The 16,479-nt window shown below is 49.7% G+C and carries 33 protein-coding genes and 1 pseudogene; all 34 read left to right on the top strand.

The genetic code is table 11. The features are described 5' to 3' along the window. Positions 1-258, top strand: a pseudogene (gene tuf, locus ACI2J2_RS24315) (elongation factor Tu); the annotation flags it as partial. Positions 259-391: 133 nt separating this feature from the next. Beyond that, a complete protein-coding gene (gene bfd / locus ACI2J2_RS24310; RefSeq protein ID WP_013814795.1) occupies positions 392-586 on the top strand; it encodes a bacterioferritin-associated ferredoxin in 195 nt (64 codons plus the stop codon). Positions 587-660: 74 nt separating this feature from the next. After that, positions 661-1,125 (top strand): bacterioferritin, encoded by a 465-nt coding sequence (gene bfr / locus ACI2J2_RS24305; protein WP_209640509.1) that lies wholly within the window; start codon positions 661-663, stop codon positions 1,123-1,125. Between the two features lie 406 nt (positions 1,126-1,531). Next, positions 1,532-1,843 carry a 30S ribosomal protein S10 gene (gene rpsJ / locus ACI2J2_RS24300; protein ID WP_001181005.1) on the top strand — a complete coding sequence of 104 codons (312 nt, stop codon included), beginning with the start codon at positions 1,532-1,534 and terminating at the stop codon, positions 1,841-1,843. A gap of 32 nt (positions 1,844-1,875) precedes the next feature. Further along, on the top strand, positions 1,876-2,505 hold the full coding sequence (gene rplC / locus ACI2J2_RS24295) for a 50S ribosomal protein L3 (protein WP_037425873.1): 630 nt from the start codon (positions 1,876-1,878) through the stop codon (positions 2,503-2,505). 10 nt (positions 2,506-2,515) lie between these two features. Beyond that, a complete protein-coding gene (gene rplD / locus ACI2J2_RS24290; RefSeq protein WP_004929779.1) occupies positions 2,516-3,121 on the top strand; it encodes a 50S ribosomal protein L4 in 606 nt (201 codons plus the stop codon). Then, the gene (gene rplW, locus ACI2J2_RS24285) at positions 3,118-3,420 is read left to right on the top strand and encodes a 50S ribosomal protein L23 (protein ID WP_004951179.1); all 303 of its coding nucleotides are present in this window, start codon (positions 3,118-3,120) and stop codon (positions 3,418-3,420) included. Before rplD ends, rplW begins: the two co-directional genes overlap by 4 nt. An 18-nt stretch (positions 3,421-3,438) precedes the next feature. After that, the gene (gene rplB / locus ACI2J2_RS24280) at positions 3,439-4,263 is read left to right on the top strand and encodes a 50S ribosomal protein L2 (protein ID WP_037425869.1); all 825 of its coding nucleotides are present in this window, start codon (positions 3,439-3,441) and stop codon (positions 4,261-4,263) included. Positions 4,264-4,277: 14 nt separating this feature from the next. Then, positions 4,278-4,556: a 30S ribosomal protein S19 gene (gene rpsS, locus ACI2J2_RS24275; protein ID WP_004929772.1), complete on the top strand. Its 279-nt coding sequence runs from the start codon at positions 4,278-4,280 to the stop codon at positions 4,554-4,556. Positions 4,557-4,570: 14 nt separating this feature from the next. Further along, positions 4,571-4,903, top strand: coding sequence for a 50S ribosomal protein L22 (gene rplV / locus ACI2J2_RS24270; RefSeq protein ID WP_004391423.1), 333 nt, complete (start codon positions 4,571-4,573; stop codon positions 4,901-4,903). 17 nt (positions 4,904-4,920) lie between these two features. Beyond that, positions 4,921-5,619: a 30S ribosomal protein S3 gene (gene rpsC, locus ACI2J2_RS24265; RefSeq protein ID WP_004951172.1), complete on the top strand. Its 699-nt coding sequence runs from the start codon at positions 4,921-4,923 to the stop codon at positions 5,617-5,619. Positions 5,620-5,631: 12 nt separating this feature from the next. Beyond that, positions 5,632-6,042 carry a 50S ribosomal protein L16 gene (rplP, locus tag ACI2J2_RS24260; protein WP_004951171.1) on the top strand — a complete coding sequence of 137 codons (411 nt, stop codon included), beginning with the start codon at positions 5,632-5,634 and terminating at the stop codon, positions 6,040-6,042. Then, entirely contained in the window at positions 6,042-6,233 is a 192-nt protein-coding gene (gene rpmC, locus ACI2J2_RS24255; RefSeq protein WP_004951169.1) for a 50S ribosomal protein L29, read from the top strand. Before rplP ends, rpmC begins: the two co-directional genes overlap by 1 nt. Then, the gene (gene rpsQ, locus ACI2J2_RS24250) at positions 6,234-6,488 is read left to right on the top strand and encodes a 30S ribosomal protein S17 (protein ID WP_037425866.1); all 255 of its coding nucleotides are present in this window, start codon (positions 6,234-6,236) and stop codon (positions 6,486-6,488) included. It begins immediately after the preceding gene. 171 nt (positions 6,489-6,659) lie between these two features. Beyond that, positions 6,660-7,031, top strand: coding sequence for a 50S ribosomal protein L14 (rplN, locus tag ACI2J2_RS24245; protein WP_020837240.1), 372 nt, complete (start codon positions 6,660-6,662; stop codon positions 7,029-7,031). 10 nt (positions 7,032-7,041) lie between these two features. Next, positions 7,042-7,356 (top strand): 50S ribosomal protein L24, encoded by a 315-nt coding sequence (gene rplX / locus ACI2J2_RS24240; RefSeq protein ID WP_020837239.1) that lies wholly within the window; start codon positions 7,042-7,044, stop codon positions 7,354-7,356. Positions 7,357-7,370: 14 nt separating this feature from the next. Beyond that, on the top strand, positions 7,371-7,910 hold the full coding sequence (gene rplE, locus ACI2J2_RS24235; protein WP_004951155.1) for a 50S ribosomal protein L5: 540 nt from the start codon (positions 7,371-7,373) through the stop codon (positions 7,908-7,910). Between the two features lie 13 nt (positions 7,911-7,923). Continuing rightward, positions 7,924-8,229, top strand: coding sequence for a 30S ribosomal protein S14 (gene rpsN / locus ACI2J2_RS24230; protein ID WP_012147218.1), 306 nt, complete (start codon positions 7,924-7,926; stop codon positions 8,227-8,229). Positions 8,230-8,259: 30 nt separating this feature from the next. After that, on the top strand, positions 8,260-8,652 hold the full coding sequence (gene rpsH / locus ACI2J2_RS24225; protein ID WP_037425859.1) for a 30S ribosomal protein S8: 393 nt from the start codon (positions 8,260-8,262) through the stop codon (positions 8,650-8,652). A gap of 14 nt (positions 8,653-8,666) precedes the next feature. Continuing rightward, positions 8,667-9,200 (top strand): 50S ribosomal protein L6, encoded by a 534-nt coding sequence (gene rplF, locus ACI2J2_RS24220; RefSeq protein WP_209640506.1) that lies wholly within the window; start codon positions 8,667-8,669, stop codon positions 9,198-9,200. A gap of 9 nt (positions 9,201-9,209) precedes the next feature. Beyond that, on the top strand, positions 9,210-9,563 hold the full coding sequence (gene rplR, locus ACI2J2_RS24215) for a 50S ribosomal protein L18 (RefSeq protein WP_037425856.1): 354 nt from the start codon (positions 9,210-9,212) through the stop codon (positions 9,561-9,563). 14 nt (positions 9,564-9,577) lie between these two features. Next, positions 9,578-10,081: a 30S ribosomal protein S5 gene (gene rpsE / locus ACI2J2_RS24210; protein WP_004951140.1), complete on the top strand. Its 504-nt coding sequence runs from the start codon at positions 9,578-9,580 to the stop codon at positions 10,079-10,081. Positions 10,082-10,083: 2 nt separating this feature from the next. Continuing rightward, positions 10,084-10,263, top strand: a complete 180-nt coding sequence (gene rpmD / locus ACI2J2_RS24205; protein ID WP_002213339.1) for a 50S ribosomal protein L30 — start codon at positions 10,084-10,086, stop codon at positions 10,261-10,263. 3 nt (positions 10,264-10,266) lie between these two features. Continuing rightward, entirely contained in the window at positions 10,267-10,701 is a 435-nt protein-coding gene (gene rplO, locus ACI2J2_RS24200) for a 50S ribosomal protein L15 (protein ID WP_012147214.1), read from the top strand. A 7-nt stretch (positions 10,702-10,708) separates the two neighbouring features. Continuing rightward, the gene (secY, locus tag ACI2J2_RS24195) at positions 10,709-12,040 is read left to right on the top strand and encodes a preprotein translocase subunit SecY (protein ID WP_004929740.1); all 1,332 of its coding nucleotides are present in this window, start codon (positions 10,709-10,711) and stop codon (positions 12,038-12,040) included. A 34-nt stretch (positions 12,041-12,074) separates the two neighbouring features. Next, entirely contained in the window at positions 12,075-12,191 is a 117-nt protein-coding gene (gene rpmJ / locus ACI2J2_RS24190; RefSeq protein ID WP_002227352.1) for a 50S ribosomal protein L36, read from the top strand. Between the two features lie 146 nt (positions 12,192-12,337). Then, on the top strand, positions 12,338-12,694 hold the full coding sequence (gene rpsM / locus ACI2J2_RS24185; RefSeq protein ID WP_020837231.1) for a 30S ribosomal protein S13: 357 nt from the start codon (positions 12,338-12,340) through the stop codon (positions 12,692-12,694). A 16-nt stretch (positions 12,695-12,710) separates the two neighbouring features. After that, on the top strand, positions 12,711-13,100 hold the full coding sequence (gene rpsK / locus ACI2J2_RS24180) for a 30S ribosomal protein S11 (RefSeq protein WP_004951128.1): 390 nt from the start codon (positions 12,711-12,713) through the stop codon (positions 13,098-13,100). Between the two features lie 30 nt (positions 13,101-13,130). Beyond that, a complete protein-coding gene (rpsD, locus tag ACI2J2_RS24175; protein WP_004951125.1) occupies positions 13,131-13,751 on the top strand; it encodes a 30S ribosomal protein S4 in 621 nt (206 codons plus the stop codon). A 25-nt stretch (positions 13,752-13,776) separates the two neighbouring features. Further along, positions 13,777-14,766 carry a DNA-directed RNA polymerase subunit alpha gene (locus ACI2J2_RS24170; protein ID WP_002919219.1) on the top strand — a complete coding sequence of 330 codons (990 nt, stop codon included), beginning with the start codon at positions 13,777-13,779 and terminating at the stop codon, positions 14,764-14,766. 40 nt (positions 14,767-14,806) lie between these two features. Continuing rightward, positions 14,807-15,196 carry a 50S ribosomal protein L17 gene (rplQ, locus tag ACI2J2_RS24165; RefSeq protein ID WP_004929726.1) on the top strand — a complete coding sequence of 130 codons (390 nt, stop codon included), beginning with the start codon at positions 14,807-14,809 and terminating at the stop codon, positions 15,194-15,196. A gap of 147 nt (positions 15,197-15,343) precedes the next feature. Then, positions 15,344-15,724 carry a DUF1992 domain-containing protein gene (locus ACI2J2_RS24160; protein ID WP_404761026.1) on the top strand — a complete coding sequence of 127 codons (381 nt, stop codon included), beginning with the start codon at positions 15,344-15,346 and terminating at the stop codon, positions 15,722-15,724. Next, a complete protein-coding gene (gene zntR, locus ACI2J2_RS24155) occupies positions 15,718-16,149 on the top strand; it encodes a Zn(2+)-responsive transcriptional regulator (RefSeq protein ID WP_265556004.1) in 432 nt (143 codons plus the stop codon). Before ACI2J2_RS24160 ends, zntR begins: the two co-directional genes overlap by 7 nt. 84 nt (positions 16,150-16,233) lie before the next feature. Then, positions 16,234-16,440: an alternative ribosome-rescue factor A gene (locus ACI2J2_RS24150; RefSeq protein ID WP_209640497.1), complete on the top strand. Its 207-nt coding sequence runs from the start codon at positions 16,234-16,236 to the stop codon at positions 16,438-16,440. Positions 16,441-16,479: the final 39 nt, after the last annotated feature.

Genomic DNA, 16,479 nt, shown 5'->3' with positions numbered 1-16,479 from the left:
TACATCCTGAGCAAAGAAGAAGGTGGTCGTCACACGCCATTCTTCAAAGGCTACCGTCCACAGTTCTACTTCCGTACAACTGACGTGACCGGTACCATCGAACTGCCAGAAGGCGTTGAGATGGTAATGCCAGGCGACAACGTGAACATGGTTGTAACCCTGATTCACCCAATCGCGATGGACGACGGCCTGCGTTTCGCAATCCGTGAAGGCGGCCGTACTGTAGGCGCTGGTGTTGTTGCTAAAGTTATCGCTTAATCGCGTATAATTTTTCGACACAAAAAAGAGGGCACTTCGGTGCCCTTTTTTTATGCAATCTGGTCAAATGTTAATTGAAATAAAAAGCATTCCTATTTAGACTTACGGCATTGGTTAAGAAGTGAGTCTCTCTATGTATGTATGCTTGTGTAATGCCGTGACTGACAAAGCGATTCGTAAGGCCGTGCGTCAGCACAACCCGCATACCATGAAACAATTGCGTGAACTTGTGCCAATTGGTACCGATTGCGGAAAGTGCATTCGTCAGGCAAGACAGATTATGGTGGAGGAAAGCGGAACCATTATTCCTATGCACGAAGTTGCCTAACTAAAGGTAAGGTTATTTTTTGACTCTTGGCTTACAGCTTCTACACTTTTAGAACTGGCCAGGAGGAGTTACCTATGAAAGGCGATAAAAAGATCATTGCTCACCTCAACAAACTGCTCGGTAACGAGCTGGTTGCCATCAATCAATATTTCCTGCACGCCCGAATGTTCAAGAATTGGGGATTAACACGCCTCAATGATAAGGAATACCACGAGTCGATTGACGAAATGAAGCATGCCGATCGCTATATCGAACGCATTCTGTTTCTGGAAGGTATCCCGAATTTGCAGGATCTCGGCAAGCTGAACATTGGCGAAGACATTGAAGAGATGCTGCGTTCCGATCTGGCGCTGGAGCTGGCGGGTGCCAAGAACCTGCGCGAAGGCATCGCCTACGCCGATTCTATCCATGACTATGTCAGCCGCGATCTGATGATAGAGATCTTGGCCGATGAAGAAGAGCATATCGACTGGCTGGAGACCGAACTGGATTTGATTGCTCGTCTGGGGATCCAGAACTACGCGCAAGCTCAGCTTTAGGAATATAAATACCGTTTCCCCCACTCAACGACGATGCTCCCCGGCCGGCATGTGTTTTCTCCAGTAGGGCGGGGGAGCGCCGCCAACGCAGTATTGTAGCCCCCCGCATACATCGATCTCTGTTCCGCACTTCGTCACGTAAAATGCCCGCCTGTAAAAGATGCCGATATCCTGAGCATATTTCCATCTGTGTCTTGCTTCTCGCTCTGTTTTGCGTATAATGCGCGGGCTTACCTAATCTTGGTAAGCCTGATTTTAGCGAATCAGTCGATTGGCAGGTACGTTTTGCCCTTCGAACAATACTCCCGATATGGGGGTTATATGTTGACGATTACACTCCCCCATCAATCGAAATGGGTGTGAGGAGTAATTATTTACGTTTATAAATAATTGGAGCTCTGGTCTCATGCAGAACCAAAGAATCCGTATCCGCCTGAAAGCGTTTGATCATCGTCTTATCGATCAATCAACCGCGGAAATCGTCGAGACTGCAAAGCGCACTGGTGCGCAAGTCCGTGGTCCGATCCCGCTGCCAACTCGCAAAGAGCGCTTTACCGTTCTGATCTCTCCGCACGTTAACAAAGACGCGCGTGATCAGTACGAGATTCGCACTCACAAGCGTCTGGTTGACATCGTTGAGCCAACCGAGAAAACCGTTGATGCTCTGATGCGTCTGGATCTGGCTGCTGGTGTAGACGTGCAGATCAGCCTGGGTTAATCAGGTCATTGAGCGATTGAGAGGTTGAAACAATGATTGGTTTAGTCGGTAAGAAATTGGGTATGACTCGTATCTTCACTGAAGATGGCGTTTCTATCCCAGTAACCGTGATTGAAATTGAAGCGAACCGCGTGACTCAGGTTAAAGACCTGGCTAACGACGGGTACCGTGCCGTTCAGGTTACTACCGGTAGCAAAAAAGCTAACCGCGTAACCAAACCGGAAGCGGGCCATTTCGCTAAAGCTGGCGTCGAAGCTGGCCGTGGTCTGTGGGAATTCCGCCTTGCAGAAGGTGAAGAGTTCACTACAGGTCAGAACATCAGCGTAGAAATCTTCGCTGAAGTTAAAAAAGTCGATGTTACCGGTACTTCTAAAGGTAAAGGTTTTGCTGGCACTGTAAAGCGCTGGAACTTCCGTACCCAAGACGCTACCCACGGTAACTCCTTGTCTCACCGCGTTCCGGGTTCTATCGGTCAGAACCAGACTCCGGGCAAAGTGTTCAAAGGCAAGAAAATGGCTGGCCACCTGGGTGACGAGCGTGTAACCGTTCAAAGCCTGGACGTAGTACGTGTTGACGCTGAGCGCAACCTGCTGCTGGTTAAGGGTGCTGTACCGGGCGCAACCGGTGGCAACCTGATCGTTAAACCAGCTGTGAAGGCGTAAGGGGATAGCAATGGAATTAGTATTGAAAGACGCGCAAAGCGCGCTGACTGTTTCCGAAACTACCTTCGGTCGTGACTTCAACGAAGCGCTGGTACACCAGGTTGTTGTTGCTTATGCAGCAGGTGCCCGTCAAGGTACTCGTGCTCAGAAGACCCGTGCTGAAGTAACTGGTTCCGGTAAAAAACCGTGGCGCCAGAAAGGTACCGGCCGTGCGCGTTCAGGTTCTGTAAAGAGCCCGATCTGGCGTTCAGGTGGCGTGACCTTTGCTGCTAAGCCTCAGGACCACAGTCAGAAAGTTAACAAAAAGATGTACCGCGGCGCGCTGAAAAGCATCCTGTCCGAACTGGTACGTCAAGATCGTCTGATCGTTGTCGAGAAGTTCTCTGTAGAAGCGCCTAAAACTAAGCTGCTGGCACAGAAACTGAAAGATATGGCTCTGGAAGATGTGCTGATCGTGACCGGTGAACTGGATGAGAATCTGTTCCTGGCTGCTCGCAACCTGTACAAGGTTGACGTGCGCGATGTAGCAGGTATCGACCCGGTTAGCCTGATCGCCTTCGACAAAGTGGTTATGACTGCTGATGCTGTGAAGCAAGTTGAGGAGATGCTGGCATGATCCGTGAAGAACGTTTGCTGAAAGTGCTGCGTGCACCGCACGTATCTGAAAAAGCATCCGCTGCGATGGAAAAAAGCAACACCATCGTACTCAAAGTTGCCAAAGACGCGACCAAAGCAGAAATTAAAGCTGCAGTGCAGAAACTGTTTGAAGTCGAAGTCGAAGACGTTAACACCCTGGTAGTTAAAGGGAAAGTGAAGCGTCACGGTCAGCGTGTTGGTCGTCGTAGCGACTGGAAAAAAGCTTACGTCACCCTGAAAGAAGGCCAGAATCTGGACTTCATCGGCGGCGCAGAGTAAGTCGGAGGAGTAAGAACAATGGCAATTGTTAAATGTAAACCTACATCTCCGGGTCGTCGCCACGTTGTTAAAGTGGTTAACCCTGAGCTGCACAAGGGTAAACCTTATGCCCCGCTGCTTGAGAAACTGAGCAAAAGCGGTGGTCGTAACAACAATGGCCGTATCACCACCCGTCATATCGGTGGTGGCCACAAGCAACATTATCGTCTGGTTGACTTCAAACGCAACAAAGATGGTATCCCTGCTGTGGTTGAGCGTCTGGAGTACGATCCGAACCGTTCCGCGAACATCGCGCTGGTTCTGTACAAAGACGGCGAACGCCGTTACATCCTGGCGCCGAAAGGCCTGAAAGCTGGTGACCAGATCCAATCTGGTGTTGATGCTGCAATCAAAGCAGGTAACGCCCTGCCAATGCGCAACATCCCAGTGGGTTCAACGGTTCATAACGTAGAAATGAAACCAGGTAAAGGCGGCCAGATGGCTCGTTCTGCTGGTGCCTACGTTCAGATCGTTGCACGTGATGGTTCCTACGTAACTCTGCGTCTGCGCTCAGGCGAAATGCGTAAAGTTCCAGTTGATTGCCGCGCCACCCTGGGTGAAGTCGGTAACGCTGAACATATGCTTCGCGTTCTGGGTAAAGCAGGTGCTGCACGTTGGCGTGGTGTTCGTCCTACCGTTCGCGGTACGGCGATGAACCCGGTAGATCACCCGCACGGTGGTGGTGAGGGTAAAAACTTTGGTAAACACCCAGTAACACCATGGGGCGTTCAGACCAAAGGTAAGAAAACCCGCAGCAACAAGCGTACCGATAAGTTCATCGTACGTCGCCGTAGCAAAAAATAATTAGAGGATAAGCCATGCCACGTTCTCTCAAGAAAGGTCCTTTTATTGACCTGCACTTGCTGAAGAAGGTAGAGAAAGCGGTGGAAAGCGGTGACAAGAAGCCTTTGCGCACTTGGTCCCGTCGTTCAACGATCTTTCCTAACATGATCGGTTTGACCATCGCTGTCCATAATGGTCGTCAGCACGTACCAGTGTTCGTTTCCGATGAAATGGTCGGTCACAAACTGGGTGAATTCGCGCCGACTCGCACTTATCGCGGCCATGCGGCTGATAAAAAAGCTAAAAAGCGCTAAGGTAGGAGGAAGAGATGGAAACTATCGCTAAACATCGCCACGCTCGTTCTTCTGCACAGAAGGTCCGCCTTGTTGCAGACCTGATCCGCGGTAAGAAAGTGTCGCAAGCTCTGGAAACTCTGGCCTACACCAACAAGAAAGCTGCTGGTCTGGTTAAGAAAGTGCTGGAGTCTGCCATTGCTAACGCAGAACACAACGATGGCGCTGACATCGATGATCTGAAAGTCACGAAAATCTTCGTAGACGAAGGCCCAAGCATGAAGCGCATTATGCCGCGTGCAAAAGGTCGTGCAGATCGCATCCTGAAGCGCACCAGCCACATTACTGTGGTTGTGTCCGATCGCTGAGACTCTGGAGACTAGCAATGGGTCAGAAAGTACATCCTAATGGTATTCGCCTGGGTATTGTCAAACCTTGGAACTCTACTTGGTATGCGAATACCAAAGAATTCGCTGACAACCTGGACAGCGACTTTAAAGTTCGTCAATTCCTGATTAAGGAACTGGCGAAAGCTTCCGTTTCTCGCATCGTTATCGAGCGTCCTGCGAAGAGCATCCGTGTGACTATTCACACTGCTCGTCCAGGCATCGTTATCGGCAAGAAAGGTGAAGATGTCGAAAAACTGCGTAAGGTCGTAGCGGATATCGCTGGCGTTCCTGCGCAAATTAACATCGCCGAAGTCCGTAAACCGGAACTTGACGCTAAATTGGTTGCTGACAGCATCACTTCACAGCTGGAACGTCGCGTTATGTTCCGTCGTGCTATGAAGCGTGCTGTACAGAACGCAATGCGTCTTGGCGCTAAAGGTATCAAAGTTGAAGTAAGCGGCCGTCTTGGCGGTGCTGAAATCGCGCGTACCGAATGGTACCGTGAAGGTCGTGTTCCGTTGCATACACTGCGTGCGGATATCGATTACAACACATCTGAAGCGCACACCACTTATGGTGTAATCGGCGTTAAGGTATGGATCTTCAAAGGTGAGATCCTGGGTGGTATGGCTGCAGTTGAACAACCGGAACCGGCTGCTCAACCTAAAAAGCAGCAGCGTAAAGGCCGCAAGTAAGGAGAGTCGCTGATGTTACAACCAAAGCGTACAAAATTCCGTAAGATGCACAAAGGCCGCAACCGTGGTCTGGCGCAGGGTACGGATGTTAGCTTCGGCACTTTCGGTCTGAAAGCTGTTGGCCGTGGCCGTCTGACTGCTCGTCAAATCGAAGCAGCTCGTCGTGCAATGACTCGTGCAGTTAAGCGTCAAGGTAAAATTTGGATCCGTGTATTCCCGGACAAACCAATTACCGAGAAGCCGCTCGAAGTGCGTATGGGTAAAGGTAAGGGTAACGTGGAATATTGGGTTGCCCTGATCCAACCTGGGAAAGTCCTGTACGAAATGGACGGTGTACCAGAAGAGGTCGCCCGTGAGGCATTCAAGCTGGCTGCAGCTAAATTGCCGATCAAAACCACCTTTGTAACTAAGACGGTGATGTAATGAAAGCACAAGAGCTGCGTGAAAAAAGCGTTGAAGAGCTGAACACTGAGCTGCTCAACCTGCTGCGTGAGCAATTTAACTTGCGCATGCAGGCGGCAAGTGGCCAGCTGCAACAAACTCACCTGTTGAAACAAGTGCGTCGTAATGTCGCACGCGTTAAGACTTTACTGACTGAAAAGGCGGGTGTGTAAATGACTGATATTAACCGTACCCTGCAGGGTCGTGTTGTTAGTGACAAAATGGAGAAATCCATGGTTGTTGCTATCGAGCGCACGGTGAAGCACCCGATCTACGGGAAATTCATCAAGCGTACGACCAAGCTGCACGTACATGACGAGAACAACGAATGTGGTATCGGCGACGTGGTAGAAATCCGCGAATGCCGTCCATTGTCCAAGACTAAGTCCTGGACGTTGGTTCGCGTTGTAGAGAAAGCGATTCTGTAATAGAGTAGCTGGCTCTTACTTAATAAACGGCTCAGAAAATGAGCCGTTTATTTTTTCTACCCATACTCTGGAAGCGGTGTTATAATGCTGCGCCCTCGGTAATGGGGCTTTTCAACGGCCTAAAGTTTTCTTAGGTCTTAAAGTAGTAGTTGACATTAGCGGAGCACTAAAATGATCCAAGAACAGACTATGCTGAACGTCGCCGACAACTCCGGTGCACGTCGCGTAATGTGTATCAAGGTTCTAGGTGGCTCGCACCGTCGCTACGCAGGCATCGGCGACGTCATCAAAATTACCATCAAGGAAGCAATTCCTCGCGGTAAGGTGAAGAAAGGCGATGTGCTGAAGGCGGTAGTGGTGCGCACCAAGAAGGGTGTACGTCGCCCGGACGGTTCTGTCATTCGCTTCGATGGTAATGCATGCGTTATTTTGAACAATAACAGCGAGCAGCCTATCGGTACGCGTATTTTTGGGCCGGTAACTCGTGAACTGCGTAATGAGAAGTTCATGAAAATTATCTCTCTGGCACCAGAAGTACTCTAAGGAGCGAACCATGGCAGCGAAAATCCGTCGTGATGACGAAGTTATCGTTCTTACCGGGAAAGACAAAGGTAAGCGCGGTAAAGTAAAAAATGTCCTGTCTGCTGGCAAGGTCATTGTTGAAGGTATCAACCTGGTTAAGAAACATCAGAAGCCGGTTCCGGCCCTGAACCAACCAGGTGGCATTGTTGAAAAAGAAGCTGCAATTCAGGTTTCTAACATTGCTCTCTTCAACACGGCTACCGGTAAGGCTGACCGTGTAGGCTTTAGATTCGAAGACGGAAAAAAAGTCCGTTTCTTCAAGTCTAACAGCGAAACTATCAAGTAATTTGGAGTAATACGATGGCGAAACTGCATGATTACTACAAAGACGAGGTAGTCAAACAACTGATGTCTCAGTTTGATTACAACTCTGTCATGCAAGTCCCTCGGGTCGAGAAGATCACCCTGAATATGGGTGTTGGTGAAGCGATCGCTGACAAGAAACTGCTGGATAACGCAGCAGCTGATCTGGCAGCTATCTCCGGTCAAAAGCCGTTCATCACCAAAGCACGCAAATCTGTTGCAGGCTTCAAAATCCGCCAGGGCTATCCGATCGGCTGTAAAGTAACTCTGCGTGGCGAACGCATGTGGGAGTTCTTTGAGCGTCTGATTTCCATTGCTGTTCCACGTATCCGTGACTTCCGTGGCTTGTCCGCTAAGTCATTCGATGGCCGTGGTAACTACAGCATGGGTGTGCGTGAGCAAATCATCTTCCCAGAAATCGACTACGACAAAGTCGATCGCGTTCGTGGTTTGGATATTACCATTACCACTACTGCGAAATCTGATGATGAAGGCCGCGCGCTGTTGGCTGCTTTTAACTTCCCGTTCCGTAAGTAAGGCAGGGTTACTGATGGCTAAGCAATCAATGAAAGCACGCGAAGTCGTTCGCGTGAAACTGGCTGAAAAGTACCGCGCTAAACGCGAGGAACTGAAAGCTATCATTTCTGGTGTGAACTCATCCGACGAAGATCGTTGGGATGCTGTTCTCAAGCTGCAAACTCTGCCGCGTGATTCCAGCCCGTCTCGTCAGCGCAAGCGCTGCCGCCAAACTGGCCGTCCACATGGTTATGTGGGCAAATTCGGGTTGAGCCGTATCAAGTTACGTGAAGCCGCTATGCGCGGTGAAGTACCTGGCTTGAAAAAGGCTAGCTGGTAATTACCAATTGAATCACGGGAGTAAAGACAGATGAGCATGCAAGATCCGATCGCGGATATGCTGACCCGTATCCGTAACGGTCAAGCCGCGAACAAAGTTGCGGTCACCATGCCTTCCTCCAAGCTGAAAGTGGCAATTGCCAAACTGCTGAAGGATGAAGGTTTTATTGAAGATTTCAAAATCGAAGGCGACGCCAAGCCTGTTCTGGAACTGGTACTGAAGTACTTCCAGGGCAAGGCAGTGGTAGAAAGCATTCAGCGAATCAGCCGTCCAGGTCTGCGCATCTACAAGAAAAAAGATGAGCTGCCAAAAGTTATGGCCGGTTTGGGTATCGCTGTTGTTTCTACCTCTAAAGGTGTTATGACCGATCGTGCAGCTCGCCAAGCAGGTCTTGGTGGCGAGATTATCTGCTACGTAGCTTAATTCGGGAGGAAAGAATGTCTCGTGTTGCAAAAGCACCCGTCGTCATTCCTGCCGGCGTAGAGGTAAAACTCAACGGTCAGGTTATTTCGATTAAGGGTAAAAACGGCGAGCTGACTCGTACTGTCCATGACGCCGTTGAAGTGAAGCAAGAAGCTAACGCACTGACTTTCGCCCCGCGCGAAGGTTTTGCAAACGCCTGGGCCCAAGCGGGTACTACGCGCGCTCTGCTGAACGCAATGGTAATTGGTGTTACCGAAGGCTTCACCAAGAAGCTTCAACTGGTAGGTGTTGGTTATCGTGCTGCCATTAAAGGCAACGTGGTGAATTTAGCCTTAGGCTTCTCTCACCCGGTCGATCACCAGCTGCCAGCAGGTATTACTGCTGAATGCCCAAGCCAAACTGAAATCGTGCTGAAAGGCGCTGATAAACAAGTTATTGGCCAGGTTGCTGCAGATCTGCGTGCCTACCGCCGTCCTGAGCCTTACAAAGGCAAGGGTGTCCGTTACGCCGACGAAGTCGTGCGTACCAAAGAGGCTAAGAAGAAGTAAGGTAACACTATGGATAAGAAATCTGCTCGTATCCGTCGTGCGACCCGCGCACGCCGTAAGATCAAAGAACTGGGTGCAACCCGCCTGGTGGTACATCGTACCCCGCGTCACATTTACGCACAGGTAATTGCGCCAAATGGTTCTGAAGTACTGGTAGCCGCTTCTACTGTAGAAAAAGCTATCACAGAGCAATTGAAGTATTCCGGTAACAAAGACGCAGCAGCAGCAGTAGGTAAAGCACTGGCTGAACGTGCGTTGGAAAAAGGGATCTCTAAAGTTTCCTTTGACCGTTCCGGTTTCCAATATCATGGTCGAGTCCAGGCACTGGCAGATGCTGCCCGTGAAGCTGGCCTTCAGTTCTAAGGAAGAGGTTTAAGATGGCTCACATCGAAAAACAAGCTGGCGAACTGCAGGAAAAGCTGATCGCGGTAAACCGCGTATCTAAAACCGTAAAAGGTGGCCGTATTTTCAGCTTTACCGCACTGACAGTTGTTGGTGATGGTAACGGTCGCGTTGGTTTTGGCTACGGCAAAGCACGCGAAGTTCCGGCAGCGATCCAGAAAGCGATGGAAAAAGCCCGTCGCGCTATGATTAATGTTGCTTTGAATAGCGGTACTCTGCAGCACCCTGTAAAAGGTGCTCACACAGGTTCCCGCGTATTCATGCAACCAGCTTCCGAAGGTACCGGTATCATCGCCGGTGGTGCAATGCGCGCCGTCCTGGAAGTTGCAGGGGTTCATAACGTATTAGCTAAAGCTTATGGTTCTACTAACCCGATCAACGTGGTTCGTGCAACTATTGCTGCTTTGGAAGATATGAAATCCCCAGAAATGGTCGCTGCTAAGCGTGGTAAGTCCGTCGAAGAAATTCTAGGGAAATAACCATGGCAAAGACTATTAAAGTAACTCAAACAAAAAGCAGCATCGGCCGTTTGCCAAAGCATAAGGCAACCCTGATCGGTTTAGGTCTGCGTCGTATTGGTCATACTGTAGAGCGTGAGGATACTCCTGCTGTACGTGGTATGGTCAACTTGGTTTCCTACATGGTTAAGGTTGAGGAGTAACAGATGCGTTTAAATACTCTGTCTCCGGCTGAAGGTGCCAAGCATGCGCCTAAGCGTGTAGGTCGTGGTATTGGTTCTGGCCTGGGTAAAACCGCTGGTCGTGGTCACAAAGGTCAGAACTCACGTTCTGGCGGTGGCGTACGTCGTGGTTTTGAAGGTGGTCAGATGCCTTTATATCGTCGTTTGCCGAAATTCGGCTTCACCTCTCGCAAAGCTATGATCACGGCAGAAGTTCGTCTGTCTGAGCTGGCTCTTGTTGAAGGCGACGTAATCGACCTGAACACGCTGAAAGCCGCTAACGTTGTTGGTGTCCAGATCGAATTCGCGAAAGTTATGCTTTCAGGCGAAATCGCTCGTCCGGTTACCCTGCGTGGTCTGCGTGTCACCAAAGGCGCTCGTGCTGCTATCGAAGCTGCTGGCGGTAAAATTGAGGAATAAGTAGCAGATGGCTAAGCAACCAGGATTAGATTTTCAAAGTGCTAAAGGCGGGCTCGGCGAGCTGAAGCGCAGACTTTTGTTTGTAATCGGCGCGCTGATTGTCTTCCGTATCGGCTCTTTTATTCCGATTCCTGGTATCGATGCCACTGTGCTTGCCAAATTGCTCGAGCAGCAGAGAGGCACTATCATTGAAATGTTTAACATGTTCTCTGGTGGTGCCCTCAGCCGTGCTTCTATCTTTGCTCTGGGGATCATGCCGTATATTTCGGCGTCGATCATTATCCAGCTGTTAACGGTGGTTCATCCAGCGTTAGCTGAAATTAAGAAAGAAGGGGAGGCTGGCCGTCGTAAGATTAGCCAGTACACCCGTTACGGTACGCTGGTGTTGGCCATATTCCAGTCGATCGGTATTGCTACTGGTCTGCCGAATATGCCTGGTATGCAGGGTCTGGTGTTAAACCCAGGCTTTGCATTCTACTTTACTGCAGTCGTGAGCTTGGTTACCGGGACAATGTTCCTGATGTGGCTGGGCGAACAGATTACTGAACGCGGTATCGGTAACGGTATCTCGATCATTATCTTCGCAGGTATTGTAGCGGGACTCCCGCCGGCAGTGGCCCATACTATTGAGCAAGCCCGGCAAGGCGACCTGCACTTCCTCCTGTTGCTGTTGGTTGCAGTATTGGTGTTTGCAGTAACCTTCTTCGTTGTTTTCATCGAACGTGGTCAACGGCGTATTGTCGTTAACTATGCGAAGCGTCAACAAGGTCGTCGTGTTTATGCAGCACAGAGCACACACTTACCGTTGAAAGTGAATATGGCAGGGGTTATCCCAGCAATCTTCGCTTCCAGCATTATTCTGTTCCCTGCCACGATTGCATCATGGTTTGGGGGCGGTACCGGTTGGAACTGGCTGACAACGATTTCGCTGTATTTGCAGCCAGGGCAACCGCTTTATGTGTTACTCTATGCGTCTGCAATCATCTTCTTCTGTTTCTTTTACACGGCGTTGGTTTTCAACCCGCGTGAGACAGCAGATAACCTGAAGAAGTCCGGTGCCTTCGTACCAGGAATTCGTCCGGGAGAGCAAACGGCGAAGTACATCGATAAAGTAATGACGCGTTTAACCCTGGTGGGCGCGATGTACATTACTTTCATCTGCCTGATCCCGGAGTTCATGCGTGATGCAATGAAAGTACCATTCTACTTTGGTGGTACCTCGCTACTGATCGTGGTTGTCGTCATCATGGACTTTATGGCTCAAGTGCAAACTCTGATGATGTCAAGTCAGTACGAGTCTGCATTGAAGAAAGCAAACCTGAAAGGCTATAACCGCTAATTCAGGTGCGTTTGAGAAGTTACGGAGAGTAAAAATGAAAGTTCGTGCTTCCGTCAAGAAATTATGTCGTAACTGCAAAATCGTTAAGCGTAACGGTGTCGTTCGTGTGATTTGCAGCGCCGAGCCGAAGCATAAACAGCGTCAAGGCTGATTATCTCGCATATTTTTCTTGCAAAGTTGGGTTGAGCTGGCTAGATTAGCCAGCCAATCTTTTGTATGTAGCTGCAACATTATTTGAGTATCCTGAAAACGGGCTTTTCAGAATGGTGTTGCCGTATAAAATAGTAGGAGTGCATAGTGGCCCGTATAGCAGGCATTAACATTCCTGATCATAAACATACCGTAATCGCCTTAACGTCGATCTTCGGAATCGGTAAAACCCGCTCACAGTCTATCTGTGCTGCTACGGGTATTGCTGAACATGTTAAGATCAGTGAGCTGTCTGAAGAGCAAATTGAACAGCTGCGTGAAGCAGTCGCCAAATTCACTGTAGAAGGTGATTTGCGTCGTGAAGTTACCCTGAGCATCAAGCGTCTGATGGATCTTGGTACTTACCGTGGTTTGCGTCATCGTCGTGGTCTGCCAGTTCGCGGTCAGCGTACGAAGACCAACGCACGTACCCGTAAGGGTCCGCGTAAACCAATCAAGAAATAATCAGGGTGATTGAATAATGGCAAAGGCACCTGTTCGTACACGTAAGCGTGTAAGAAAACAAGTCTCTGACGGCGTGGCTCATGTCCATGCTTCTTTCAACAACACCATTGTAACTATTACCGATCGTCAGGGTAATGCATTGGGTTGGGCAACTGCCGGTGGTTCTGGTTTCCGTGGTTCTCGTAAGTCAACTCCGTTTGCAGCTCAGGTTGCAGCCGAGCGTTGTGCTGACGCAGTAAAAGAATACGGTATCAAGAACCTGGAAGTTATGGTTAAGGGACCGGGTCCGGGTCGCGAATCAACTATTCGTGCACTGAACGCCGCAGGTTTCCGCATCACTAATATTACTGATGTGACTCCTATCCCTCACAACGGTTGTCGTCCGCCGAAAAAGCGCCGCGTATAACGCTGCTTTTAGGTTTGTTGGAGAAAGAAAATGGCAAGATATTTGGGTCCTAAGCTCAAGCTTAGCCGCCGTGAGGGCACAGACTTGTTCCTTAAGTCTGGCGTTCGCGCGATCGATACCAAGTGTAAAATTGAGCAACCGCCTGGTCAACACGGTGCGCGTAAACCGCGTCTGTCTGACTACGGTGTACAGTTACGTGAAAAGCAAAAAGTTCGCCGTATGTACGGTGTTCTGGAACGTCAGTTCCGTAACTATTACAAAGAAGCAGCACGCCTGAAGGGCAACACCGGTGCAAACCTGTTGCAACTGCTGGAAGGTCGTCTGGACAACGTTGTTTACCGTATGGGCTTCGGCGCTACTCGTGCAGAGTCACGTCAGTTAGTTAGCCACAAAGCAATTATGGTAAATGGTCGCGTTGTTAACATCGCTTCTTATCAGGTATCTCCGAATGACGTAGTCAGCATCCGCGAGAAGGCTAAAAAGCAATCTCGTGTTAAAGCTTCTCTGGAGCTGGCTGAGCAGCGTGAAAAGCCGACCTGGCTTGAAGTTGATGCTGCTAAGATGGAAGGCGTGTTCAAGCGTATGCCTGAACGTACCGATCTGTCTGCGGACATTAACGAACACCTGATCGTCGAGCTTTACTCCAAGTAAGGCTTAGTACCAAAGAGAGGACACAATGCAGGGTTCTGTGACAGAGTTTCTAAAACCGCGCCTGGTAGATATCGAGCAAGTCAGTTCGACGCACGCCAAGGTGACCCTTGAGCCTTTAGAGCGTGGCTTTGGCCATACTCTTGGCAACGCACTGCGCCGTATTCTGCTTTCATCTATGCCGGGTTGCGCGGTGACCGAGGTTGAGATTGATGGTGTACTGCACGAGTACAGCACCAAAGAAGGCGTACAGGAAGATATCCTGGAGATCCTGCTCAACCTGAAAGGGCTGGCGGTGAGAGTTCAAGGGAAAGATGAAGTTATCCTTACCCTGAATAAATCTGGCATTGGCCCTGTGACCGCTGCCGACATTACCCATGATGGTGATGTCGAAATCGTCAAGCCTCAGCACGTGATCTGCCACCTGACCGATGAAAACGCTGCTATCAGCATGCGTATCAAAGTTCAACGTGGTCGTGGTTATGTGCCGGCTTCTGCCCGAATTCATTCGGAAGAAGATGAGCGCCCGATCGGTCGTCTGTTGGTTGACGCATGCTATAGCCCTGTAGAGCGTATTGCCTACAATGTTGAAGCAGCGCGTGTAGAACAGCGTACTGACCTGGACAAGCTGGTCATCGAAATGGAAACCAATGGCACGATCGATCCTGAAGAGGCGATCCGCCGTGCGGCAACCATCCTGGCTGAACAACTTGAAGCTTTTGTTGACTTGCGTGATGTACGTCAACCAGAAGTTAAAGAAGAGAAACCAGAATTCGATCCGATTCTGCTGCGCCCTGTTGACGATCTGGAATTGACTGTCCGCTCTGCTAACTGCCTTAAGGCAGAAGCTATCCACTACATCGGTGATCTGGTACAGCGTACCGAGGTTGAGTTGCTGAAAACGCCGAACCTGGGTAAAAAATCTCTTACTGAGATTAAAGACGTGCTGGCCTCCCGTGGTCTGTCTCTGGGCATGCGCCTAGAAAACTGGCCACCGGCAAGCATTGCTGACGAGTAACCGGATCACAGGTTAAGGTTTTACTGAGAAGGATAAGGTCATGCGCCATCGTAAGAGTGGTCGTCAACTGAACCGTAACAGCAGCCATCGCCAGGCTATGTTCCGTAACATGGCCGGCTCTTTGGTTCGTCATGAGATCATCAAGACGACCTTGCCAAAAGCGAAAGAGCTGCGTCGCGTTGTTGAGCCGCTGATTACTCTTGCCAAGACCGACAGCGTAGCTAATCGTCGTCTGGCATTCGCCCGTACTCGTGATAACGAGATCGTGGCAAAACTGTTTAACGAGCTGGGCCCGCGTTTCGCGAGCCGTGCCGGTGGTTACACTCGCATTCTGAAGTGTGGCTTCCGCGCAGGCGACAACGCGCCGATGGCATACATCGAGCTGGTTGATCGTGCTGAGTCTCAAGCAGAAGTAGCAACTGCAGAGTAATCTGTAGACGCGTAAAAAAACCGGGCTTGCCCGGTTTTTTTACGTCTATACCCGGCTAAACGTGCGTTCTTCCCCCGCCAGACTTAAGATCCTCGCCCCTATCCGCTATGCTGACGTTATTAATCAGATCAACTGAGGGATCCTGCTATGTGGTTACTCGATCAATGGGCGGAACGTCATATTCTCGATGCCCAGGCTAAAGGTGAATTGGATAATTTACCGGGCCAGGGGTTGCCGCTTGAGTTGGATGATGACAGTGCGGTTCCCGTTGAGCTGCGTACTGGGTTTCGCCTGCTTAAAAATGCGGGCTATTTGCCTGCAGAATTAGAGGATCGTAAAGAAGCGCTGAGCATAGCTCGTTTACTGCAAGAAATTAATAGCGAACATCCGGACTATGTTGAGTTAGGGAAACGGATGGAACTGTTAGAACACCGTTTACGACAGGCAGGGATGAGCACTGACTTTTTGCATAGTGAATACCAACGCGCATTGGGTGATAAGTTTTCTTCGGAGGAAGGGCAATGTTAAAGATTGGGCAACTTGCAAAGCTTGCAGACGTTACGCCGGACACGGTGCGGTACTACGAAAAACAAGGGATGATGGACCATAACGTTCGAACCGAGGGCGGTTACCGGTTGTACAACAATCAAGACCTGCAGCGGTTGCGCTTTATACGTTATGCCAAACAGCTCGGTTTTACGCTAGAAACCATTGCTGAACTGTTGTCGATCCGTGTTGATCCTGAGCATCATACCTGCCAGGAGTCTAAGTCAATCGTCGATGCGCGGCTCAGTGAAGTAGAAAATAAGCTTAAGGAACTAACTCGGATGCGTGAGTCGTTAAAGCGTCTTAGCGATGCTTGTTGCGGTAGTGCTCATACCAGTAGTTATTGCTCGATCCTTGAAGCGCTGGAGCAGGGAGCCAGCGATGAAAAAGTAAAAAAAGGTGCTTAATACAATCGGCGGTACTTTAATTTTTATACGACCAGCAGTAATATTATCGCGTTATATAACCATACATAGAGAAGGTACATTACTATGACTCAATACCGTCATACGAAAGGCAAGATACAAGACAATGCCATTGAGGCGCTGTTGCATGACCCTTTATTCCGCCAAAGAGTAGAAAAAAATACTAAAGGGAAAGGGAGCTACCGGCGCAAAGACAAACATGCAAAAGGTGGCAGCTGGGAGGCCAGTGGTAAAGTATCAGGCGATATTTTACCACTGGCCTTCTGGTTTTAAGACATTAAAAAAGCCATCTGAATAAGATGGCTTTTTATT

This window comes from Serratia sp. NPDC087055, assembly GCF_044900985.1.
Taxonomy (GTDB): domain Bacteria; phylum Pseudomonadota; class Gammaproteobacteria; order Enterobacterales; family Enterobacteriaceae; genus Serratia.
The sequence above is the reverse complement of the archived record's forward strand: the minus strand, read 5'-3'. Positions and strand labels throughout refer to the sequence as shown.

Excerpts from the sequence above, each read along its gene's own strand:
- bfd (WP_013814795.1), top strand. The coding sequence starts at position 392 with ATGTATGTATGCTTGTGTAATGCCGTGACTGACAAAGCGATTCGTAAG.
- bfr (WP_209640509.1), top strand. The coding sequence starts at position 661 with ATGAAAGGCGATAAAAAGATCATTGCTCACCTCAACAAACTGCTCGGT.
- rpsJ (WP_001181005.1), top strand. The coding sequence starts at position 1,532 with ATGCAGAACCAAAGAATCCGTATCCGCCTGAAAGCGTTTGATCATCGT.
- rplC (WP_037425873.1), top strand. The coding sequence starts at position 1,876 with ATGATTGGTTTAGTCGGTAAGAAATTGGGTATGACTCGTATCTTCACT.
- rplD (WP_004929779.1), top strand. The coding sequence starts at position 2,516 with ATGGAATTAGTATTGAAAGACGCGCAAAGCGCGCTGACTGTTTCCGAA.
- rplW (WP_004951179.1), top strand. The coding sequence starts at position 3,118 with ATGATCCGTGAAGAACGTTTGCTGAAAGTGCTGCGTGCACCGCACGTA.
- rplB (WP_037425869.1), top strand. The coding sequence starts at position 3,439 with ATGGCAATTGTTAAATGTAAACCTACATCTCCGGGTCGTCGCCACGTT.
- rpsS (WP_004929772.1), top strand. The coding sequence starts at position 4,278 with ATGCCACGTTCTCTCAAGAAAGGTCCTTTTATTGACCTGCACTTGCTG.
- rplV (WP_004391423.1), top strand. The coding sequence starts at position 4,571 with ATGGAAACTATCGCTAAACATCGCCACGCTCGTTCTTCTGCACAGAAG.
- rpsC (WP_004951172.1), top strand. The coding sequence starts at position 4,921 with ATGGGTCAGAAAGTACATCCTAATGGTATTCGCCTGGGTATTGTCAAA.
- rplP (WP_004951171.1), top strand. The coding sequence starts at position 5,632 with ATGTTACAACCAAAGCGTACAAAATTCCGTAAGATGCACAAAGGCCGC.
- rpmC (WP_004951169.1), top strand. The coding sequence starts at position 6,042 with ATGAAAGCACAAGAGCTGCGTGAAAAAAGCGTTGAAGAGCTGAACACT.
- rpsQ (WP_037425866.1), top strand. The coding sequence starts at position 6,234 with ATGACTGATATTAACCGTACCCTGCAGGGTCGTGTTGTTAGTGACAAA.
- rplN (WP_020837240.1), top strand. The coding sequence starts at position 6,660 with ATGATCCAAGAACAGACTATGCTGAACGTCGCCGACAACTCCGGTGCA.
- rplX (WP_020837239.1), top strand. The coding sequence starts at position 7,042 with ATGGCAGCGAAAATCCGTCGTGATGACGAAGTTATCGTTCTTACCGGG.
- rplE (WP_004951155.1), top strand. The coding sequence starts at position 7,371 with ATGGCGAAACTGCATGATTACTACAAAGACGAGGTAGTCAAACAACTG.
- rpsN (WP_012147218.1), top strand. The coding sequence starts at position 7,924 with ATGGCTAAGCAATCAATGAAAGCACGCGAAGTCGTTCGCGTGAAACTG.
- rpsH (WP_037425859.1), top strand. The coding sequence starts at position 8,260 with ATGAGCATGCAAGATCCGATCGCGGATATGCTGACCCGTATCCGTAAC.
- rplF (WP_209640506.1), top strand. The coding sequence starts at position 8,667 with ATGTCTCGTGTTGCAAAAGCACCCGTCGTCATTCCTGCCGGCGTAGAG.
- rplR (WP_037425856.1), top strand. The coding sequence starts at position 9,210 with ATGGATAAGAAATCTGCTCGTATCCGTCGTGCGACCCGCGCACGCCGT.
- rpsE (WP_004951140.1), top strand. The coding sequence starts at position 9,578 with ATGGCTCACATCGAAAAACAAGCTGGCGAACTGCAGGAAAAGCTGATC.
- rpmD (WP_002213339.1), top strand. The coding sequence starts at position 10,084 with ATGGCAAAGACTATTAAAGTAACTCAAACAAAAAGCAGCATCGGCCGT.
- rplO (WP_012147214.1), top strand. The coding sequence starts at position 10,267 with ATGCGTTTAAATACTCTGTCTCCGGCTGAAGGTGCCAAGCATGCGCCT.
- secY (WP_004929740.1), top strand. The coding sequence starts at position 10,709 with ATGGCTAAGCAACCAGGATTAGATTTTCAAAGTGCTAAAGGCGGGCTC.
- rpmJ (WP_002227352.1), top strand. The coding sequence starts at position 12,075 with ATGAAAGTTCGTGCTTCCGTCAAGAAATTATGTCGTAACTGCAAAATC.
- rpsK (WP_004951128.1), top strand. The coding sequence starts at position 12,711 with ATGGCAAAGGCACCTGTTCGTACACGTAAGCGTGTAAGAAAACAAGTC.
- rpsD (WP_004951125.1), top strand. The coding sequence starts at position 13,131 with ATGGCAAGATATTTGGGTCCTAAGCTCAAGCTTAGCCGCCGTGAGGGC.
- ACI2J2_RS24170 (WP_002919219.1), top strand. The coding sequence starts at position 13,777 with ATGCAGGGTTCTGTGACAGAGTTTCTAAAACCGCGCCTGGTAGATATC.
- rplQ (WP_004929726.1), top strand. The coding sequence starts at position 14,807 with ATGCGCCATCGTAAGAGTGGTCGTCAACTGAACCGTAACAGCAGCCAT.
- ACI2J2_RS24160 (WP_404761026.1), top strand. The coding sequence starts at position 15,344 with ATGTGGTTACTCGATCAATGGGCGGAACGTCATATTCTCGATGCCCAG.
- zntR (WP_265556004.1), top strand. The coding sequence starts at position 15,718 with ATGTTAAAGATTGGGCAACTTGCAAAGCTTGCAGACGTTACGCCGGAC.
- ACI2J2_RS24150 (WP_209640497.1), top strand. The coding sequence starts at position 16,234 with ATGACTCAATACCGTCATACGAAAGGCAAGATACAAGACAATGCCATT.